Annotated in this window: 5 protein-coding genes; 3 read left to right on the forward strand and 2 right to left on the reverse strand. The window is 41.4% G+C overall.

What is annotated here, in order from left to right:
• Window positions 1-645: 645 nt before the first annotated feature.
• Window positions 646-2,409 carry a lysophospholipid acyltransferase family protein gene (locus R7P72_RS23140; protein WP_005379712.1) on the reverse strand — a complete coding sequence of 588 codons (1,764 nt, stop codon included), beginning with the start codon at window positions 2,407-2,409 and terminating at the stop codon, window positions 646-648.
• 233 nt (window positions 2,410-2,642) lie between these two features.
• Between R7P72_RS23140 and R7P72_RS23145 the strand changes: the two genes are divergently transcribed.
• On the forward strand, window positions 2,643-3,362 hold the full coding sequence (locus R7P72_RS23145; RefSeq protein ID WP_005379714.1) for an SIMPL domain-containing protein: 720 nt from the start codon (window positions 2,643-2,645) through the stop codon (window positions 3,360-3,362).
• Window positions 3,363-3,585: 223 nt separating this feature from the next.
• Window positions 3,586-3,861: a hypothetical protein gene (locus tag R7P72_RS23150; RefSeq protein WP_005379716.1), complete on the forward strand. Its 276-nt coding sequence runs from the start codon at window positions 3,586-3,588 to the stop codon at window positions 3,859-3,861.
• A 95-nt stretch (window positions 3,862-3,956) separates the two neighbouring features.
• On the opposite strand, the gene R7P72_RS23155 is transcribed toward R7P72_RS23150, so the two are convergent.
• Complete coding sequence (locus tag R7P72_RS23155) at window positions 3,957-4,760, reverse strand: MetQ/NlpA family ABC transporter substrate-binding protein (RefSeq protein WP_005379717.1); 804 nt, start codon at window positions 4,758-4,760, stop codon at window positions 3,957-3,959.
• Window positions 4,761-5,312: 552 nt separating this feature from the next.
• Here R7P72_RS23155 and R7P72_RS23160 point away from each other — a divergent pair.
• Entirely contained in the window at window positions 5,313-6,680 is a 1,368-nt protein-coding gene (locus tag R7P72_RS23160; RefSeq protein WP_318110766.1) for a tyrosine-type recombinase/integrase, read from the forward strand.
• Window positions 6,681-7,590: the final 910 nt, after the last annotated feature.

Genomic DNA, 7,590 nt, shown 5'->3' on the forward strand with positions numbered 1-7,590 from the left:
AGAAAACGACCAAAATTTTGTATCTTGATCTTGGCATCTGGTGATATCATAACAATTCCCCGTTCGATGTTCTGATGTATCTTGTTGTAGTAAACGGTTCGCCAAAACCGTTTGTTTGATTGCTTAGTACCCAATCAATTTACCACACATTTTCCAATTGGAACTGACAACGGGTTTTTTGTGATCTACGCCCGCATTTCTTAGGCTGAGAAACGGTTTTTAAGTGACCAAGTTCAACTTATTAACTTGTAACTTAATAACAAAAAGCAACTTTTAAACCTGTCAATAAAAATCTTAGTGATCAATCCGATCTTCTGACAAATTTAAAATAAAAATACTTTGTGACTTTGATCACTTTTGATTTTTTTTGAAATTCGAATTAAATGCTTGTGATGATCAATATCACGTTTTGTGTTGAGTTGTGGTGGATTTAAAGTGTGACTTGGATCTGTTTTTGTTTTTTGTGAAAGTTTGTGACGGAATTGGTGAGATAAATGCTATCTAGATCTTTCGATAGATTGTATCTATAAGAGTCTTTTCGGCGCACTTCACGGAGCACGCCTAATTAGTTGATGAAAGGGTAAATAAAGAGAGTCGCCACACGGTTCTTCTTGTGATTCCCAACTCTCTACTTAATCACTGTTCTTAATCATCGTTGCTATTAGTATGATAGACGAGGTAGTCATGAGCTTGCTCGCGTCCCATATACCTTGCCAACGTCTTTTCTTGAACATCGCGCAAATCCACCATAATCAATCCATCTAGAGCGTTATTGAATGCAGGGTCGACGTTGAAGCATACCAGCTTGCCATTGAGGCTTAAGTACTGACGCAGCAAAACGGGCACTCCTTTCCCTTCATCGATTCTGGCAATGACACGTGACAATAGCTGTAAATCACCCAGAGCAGTGAGCATGCTGGTGTTCCAGTCACGGTGGTGCTCAGGAAGTGGGTTAGAAGGTGTGACGTACTCTGCGCAATTGTTGTCGTAGTGGTGCAGTGTCATTGATTGAGCCAGTAATTGACGTGCAGTATCGCTATAATCGTTGCTAATGCTTACCGGACCAAATAGGTGAGTGTAATCTGGGTTTTGATGAACGAACGTTGCGATGCCTTTCCACAGTAGCAGTAGCGCGCTCATGCTCTTTTGATATTGCTGTGCAATCACAGAGCGCCCCATCTCAATGGATTTACCCATTTGGTCGATAAAGCGTTGGTCATAGTTAAACAACGTTCGTGAATACAGACCTGCTACGCCGCGCTTTTCAATCAGTTGATCAACCAGACCTAAACGATACGCGCCCACCAAGCATTGGTTCTCTCTGTCCCACACAAACAGATGCAGGTAATCATGATCGAAATGGTCAATGTCTATTGCTAGTCCAGTCCCTTCGCCAACTTGTCGGAAATTGAGCTCACGTAGGCGACCAATTTCATGCAGTAGGGAAGGGATACTCTGCGACTCCGTGCAGTAAACATCGAACTCACCACTTGTTAGCAGCTTGGACTCTTTTGGTAAGTTGTTCAGCTCTTCAAGCAATTCGCCTACGGGTAACCCTGCCGCTATTGGAGAGAGCAGTTCTGATGAAGAAGAAGGCTTAACTGATTGGGGTTCACGATTGAGCAAGTAAGTGTTGAGCCGCAAATAGTTCACCACTTGATCATCGTTAAGTGTGTTGATCTCTTTGAATTTAATCGCTTGGCCAAAAGACAAGTTGATGGTTTGTGCATGTTTGTTCAGTAGCTCCCGCCCGAGCATTAGGGTACGCAAAAGTGGATGGATTTTCCCTGCCATATAGAAGCGTTTCGAGTTCTGACCACTGATGAATACAGGAACTGTCGTTGCTTTGTTTTTGCGGATCAGGCTACTTACGCTTCGACTCCACGCTTTGTCTTCCAAGCGTTGCTGTTTGGCATCGACTAACTGGGAAACCTCACCGGCAGGAAAGACAAGCAATAAGCCGCCACTTGCGAGGTGTTTATTAGCCGCTCTGAGGGCCTTCATATTCGATTTGACGGCGTCTTTGCCTTCAAACACATCGACACCAATGAAGAGCTGATCTAACTCTGGTACGGTTTTCAGGTATTGATTGGCTAGAATTTGGATATCGTCTCGTACCATCAACAAGAGTTCGGCCAAGATGACGCCTTCCACACAACCAAGCGGGTGGTTCGCCACAATGACGGTAGCTCCTTGTTTAGGTACTGAGTCGAGTGAACCATGAGCAATGCGATAATCGATACCTAAGATATCCAGCGTGAAGCGGAGAAAAGTTTTGGTATCGGCATTAACGGGGCGTTGGGCGTAGAACTTATCAAGTTGGTTTAAACCGGTTGCCCATTCAGCAACGTTTTCACCAATGCCAAACGGCGTTTTACGTGGGAGACGAAAAGGGGTCGAACTATCCATATTTACCTCAGCGTACAAGTTGCTGATTGGATAGTAGAAATTACAGATGACAATTCAGAGGCAAAAGCATGAGCCTTTGGTGACAAACCAATGAAGCTTTATTGACTAAAGAAAACGGTATATCACTGTGCTATGAATCAAAACTCGCGTTATGTCTCCCTCTTAAAACAAGAGATAGGCTATCTTATCTAGAACAAAGATTAAGCTAAGTTGATATTTATCAGGGGGAAATAATGGAACGAGTTTCCAATAAAGCAGCACTTTGGATTGGGCTAAGTTTGATACTTGGTCTTGGCATACTTGGCTATTTTATGCAGCAGACGGCGGTGAAATACCGAGCCTATGAAAGAGTCGTGACAGTAAAAGGTTTGTCGGAGCGTGAGTATCCTGCTGATACGGTGATTTGGCCGATTCAATTTACTCTAGCGAGTAATGATATGGGAGCCATGTTTGATGAAATTGACCAGCAAACCCGTTTGATTTTGGACTTTCTAAGTGCCAAAGGGCTTCCTGAAACCAGCGTTTCCCTTTCTTCCCCAGCGGTCATTGACAGAAAAGCACAGCAATATGGGAGCGAGCAAGACATTGAGTATCGTTATTTGGCCTCGCGAACCGTTACGGTTTATAGCCAGAGTGTTGATGTTGTTCGAGCGGCAATCAATGAAATAGGTGAGCTAGGAAAGCAAGGCGTTTTGCTTAACCAAGATCCTTATGCAAATCGTGTTGAGTACAGCTTTACTAAGCTGAATGATGTGAAGCCAGACATGATCGAAGAAGCGACTAAGAATGCGCGTGAAGTGGCTGAGAAATTTGCGAAAGACTCACAGAGTTCACTGGGTAAGATCAAACGTGCAACTCAAGGGCAGTTCTCGATTTATGACCGAGACAGCAACACGCCTTACATTAAGAAAGTACGAGTGGTATCGACGGTTCAATATTACTTATCTGATTAAAGTTGCGCTCATATAGTCAATAGTTGGTCGTTCCATCACCTTCTATTTGTAGAGGTATCTATGCTCTGTGATAGGGAAATCAGTCTTCGCCGACGCTATATACAAGTACTTTTTTATAAAACTAAGTTCTTAACAGTGGTGAGGTGAGTTTGATAATAATCAAGCTCACTTGTTTCTTATGAGCGTAAGTTAGTATGACTTATTGCTAGAAGGAATTAGTATCATGGCATACAAGCACTTTGTTAGAGAACTACTGGGTTTAGCGATTGTTGTCTCTGTCGTCTTTGGCGTATTAGGCGTGATGTTAGAGCTCTTCGCACTGACGGCACTTTGGGAGCATCAGCAAACGATAGCCGATGTTTTTTTCCATGAATCTCTCTACTTCATCGTATTTTTAATCCCACCATACTTCCTCTGGAAGTTGATTAACCGCCCTGAATTGGTTTCTGCTGATCAAGCTTATTTGGCAATGAAGTTAGAGGCTGAAAGTCGACAATGAGTCGATTTAGTGAGTAATGAAAAGAAGAGGCTATGAGAAAACATTAGCCTCTTTTCTATCTGATTCGTGGGGCAAAGTATTCGCTGCTTTATTGATTAAAAAGCTGCTTCGATTGTGCCTTTGAAAGTGCGATCGAGATAATCACGAATCGCTTGAGATTGATAAATAGAAACGAACTTTTTATACGCTTCATTATTTTTGTCTGCGTCACGAGTGGCGATGACCATGACTGCTAATGGGGCGTCTTTTGCTTCAAGATAGATACTTTGTTTCTTCGGATCTAAACCAGAAGACATTACGTAGTTCATTGTAATCGCAGCCGCGTCCACATCATCTAATGTTCTTGGTAGCTGAGCGGCATCTACCTCGACAAATTCAAATGATTTTGGGTTTTTTGTGATATCAGTTAGGGCGGCTTTATGGCCAACACCCTGTTTCAGCTCAATTAAACCTGCATCGGCGAGTAGCAACAGACCACGACCACCGTTGGTAGGGTCATTTGGAAGCGCTATACGTGCATTGTTTGGAAGCTCTTGCAGTGAGCGATACTTATTGGAATAAAGCCCCATACGCATAAGAATGGACTGACCAATTGATACTAATTGGGCGTTATGGCTACTGTTGAAGTTGTCTAAAAATGGCTGGTGCTGATAGCTATTAATATCGATGCTACCATCGCTAAGAGCGGCATTAGGTGTCACGTAGTCAGAAAACTCAATGACTTCGACATTCAAACCTTGCTTCGCTGCCTCCTTCGCTACCGCCTCGACTACTTGTGCATGTGGTCCAACTGTCGCGCCCACTTTAATGACAGAGTCATCTTTTTCTCCACAAGCGCTTAAGCCGACTACTGCCGTGAGAATCAAAGCTAGTTTCTTTAAGTGACCAATACTTTTCATTGTAGCTCCATTTTTGCTTTAGACGTCCATACGTTTATATGTCCATACTATCAGAAGTTGTCTGAGGGTCAATGGTTTAAATCACGAGCAGACATTTTGTTTCTATTGCTCGTATAGAAAGCCAGATAATAGTTAAAGAAGAGGGGAAGAAGAAAAGCTATTACGAGGTTAGTGACGAGTTACCGCAACCGAAACTGTACCCAAAGATATAAGATACAAAAAAGGCGTAGTAGGTATTAACCTGCTACGCCTTTCGAAATATGGTGGCCCCTCGCAGACTTGAACTGCGGACCAATCGATTATGAGTCCTACCAGGTTCATTTTTATGAGTATGCAACGCTTGGTAATTTCTATTAAATTCAAATATTTATCTGTTTTTCTTTGTTGCGTTAGTTTGCATTGATTTTCATGTCACTTTTCTCTTGTCTGACCCATTACCTGACCTAGCTTTGCTTAGGTAGGAAGTTTGTCAATATCATTTTTGGCTGCTTTTAGGTTATACCTGTTGACCTAGAAAGTTAACTTCGCCAAAAAAGACAAGAGAAAATCAGAATGTTAACTGTTACTAAAATTCAATCCGCGACCAGTCGTAAAAATTCCTATTATCTCTGGGATCATTCAGGTCAACGAGGTATAGGGCGTTTGGGTGTAAAAATTTTCACTAGTGGGAAAAAGCAGTTCGTGTTTCGCTACTACCAGCAACAGAAAGAAAAATTTATCTCAATCGGTTTATTCAGTACACGTGCTGGCAGTATGACTCTTACAGAAGCTCGCGAGAAAGCCCAGGTCTTCTCACAATTGTTGCTCGGCGGAAAAGATCCTAAATTGCATCTTGAACAACAAGAGAGCGAGCAGAAAAAAATTGATGCAGAGAGTAAAAGCTTAGGAACCATTGATGAGCTATTTCATAGCTATACGGAGCGCATGAAAATAGATGGAAAGAGAACGTATGAAGACGTGCGAAATGCGCTGGTACGAGAATTCTATCCATATATAGACAGAAACACCAAAGCGTGTGATGTAACGACTGATGATATTAAATACGTTATTAGTAAGATGATCCAGCGCGGAGCTATCACCCAAAGTAACCGATTACGTAGCTATGTGATGGCGGCGTTTAACCATGGGATGCGCTTTGATAACGATCCTCGCTATTTCTCTTTAGAGTCGAAATTTGGCATAAAATACAATCCAGTAGCACCAATTCCTAAGCAAAAAGACGGAGAGCGCATTGGTGAAAGGTTCTTAGAATGGCGAGAGTTACGGCGTCTGCTAAAAGATCTTCGCGAAAACTATGATCTTGTACCCATCGGACAAGATTTGAGGCACTTACTTCAACTGTGCATCTATCTAGGGGGGCAACGACCATATGAGGTGATTACACTTGAATGGTGGAATGTTGATTGGGAAGAGAAGTTTATCTGTATTACTAAAGAACGTTCCAAAAACAAAAAAGATCATATCGTACCGTTGAACGGATTGGCTTTTGAAATACTTCAGAAACAATATGAGCTTTCTGGTGGTGGACGATATGTTTTTCCAAATCCTAAAGATGCAGAAGAACCCATGAGGACTAGCTCAATTTGTCGTGCAGTGACTCGTTATCGCGATGCCGTGGGGTTCGATAAGTTTGTGCCTAAGGATCTTCGCCGAACGTGTAAAACTTTGATGGGGGCATGCCGAATCAGCAAGGAAGTTCGAGATCGTATTCAAAATCACGCGTTACAAGATGTGAGTACACGTCACTATGATCGCTATGACTATTTTGACGATAAGTTAGTTGGGCTTGAAGCCTGGAGCAGTAAATTGAAAGAGTTGATTGGGTATGTTCCACCAGCGTTGTCAGTTGTACCCTCCGCTGAAACGTTACCTTTTCCAGACATTAAAAGTCCCCAGTCGCTAAGAGCTAGTCTTAAATAAAGATTGTTTTTGAAAGCCCCTCTGGGGCTTTCTGTCTATTAGTTGCTTCAATTAAAGCCGCTTGATGATGTAAGTTCGTTCTGCACTACTATGACGTCTAACTTTTAGTGTCTAACTTTTAGTTGCACATAATTATATGATATTTAGTGTGTTTTTTACTTTTGTGTGTCTTTTGAAGAGTACATTGATGTTTTGACGTATTACTATCGAAATTCTCCATCTTTATTTTTAAGATAATGATTTATATATGTTTTATTGTTAGGTTTGAATTTTCGATTGGTCAGCAGGGAATCTGTTGAGCAGTACTTCAAATTTGTGTGTAGCAGCTATCTTAATTGGGTCTACGAGTGAGCTGCACCATAAAAATGCTAGTGCAGGAGTGATCAGAACTAGATATGTGAGATGTTAGATACAATAGAAGAACAGCGATATCAAAGCGCTATGAATTGTATTTAAATGTCTGATAATAATGAAAATTTCAAGGTATTATTCTCATATTACCTTTGACCGATCATAAACATCGTTGGGTAAGAATCAAAAATCCATCTCAGAGGTCAAGAAAAACAACGATAGAGCTTCTTTCATTTTTTGCGGCCAGTGTTCATGGAAAACAATGATATAAAAACTAATTATTTTTACTATAACATTATGAAATTAAAAAGGTTATGTCAGTCTGACTTCGAGATGACCCTTGACCGATCATAAACATCGTTGGGTAAGATTCAACAATGCATATTAGAGGTCAGGGAAAACAACGATAGAGCTTCTTTCACTTTTTGCAGTCAGTGATCATGGAAAACAACGATATAAAAACCAATCTTTTTCACTCTAAGATTATGAAATTAAAAAGGTTATGTCAGTCTGACTTCGAGATGACCCTTGACCGATCATAAACATCGTTGGGTAAGAT

It is taken from the genome of Vibrio sp. Vb0888, assembly GCF_033338835.1.
Classification (GTDB): domain Bacteria; phylum Pseudomonadota; class Gammaproteobacteria; order Enterobacterales; family Vibrionaceae; genus Vibrio; species Vibrio alginolyticus.

Coding starts and splice junctions, on each gene's coding strand:
- R7P72_RS23140 (WP_005379712.1), bottom strand. CDS start 2,409: ATGGATAGTTCGACCCCTTTTCGTCTCCCACGTAAAACGCCGTTTGGC.
- R7P72_RS23145 (WP_005379714.1), top strand. CDS start 2,643: ATGGAACGAGTTTCCAATAAAGCAGCACTTTGGATTGGGCTAAGTTTG.
- R7P72_RS23150 (WP_005379716.1), top strand. CDS start 3,586: ATGGCATACAAGCACTTTGTTAGAGAACTACTGGGTTTAGCGATTGTT.
- R7P72_RS23155 (WP_005379717.1), bottom strand. CDS start 4,760: ATGAAAAGTATTGGTCACTTAAAGAAACTAGCTTTGATTCTCACGGCA.
- R7P72_RS23160 (WP_318110766.1), top strand. CDS start 5,313: ATGTTAACTGTTACTAAAATTCAATCCGCGACCAGTCGTAAAAATTCC.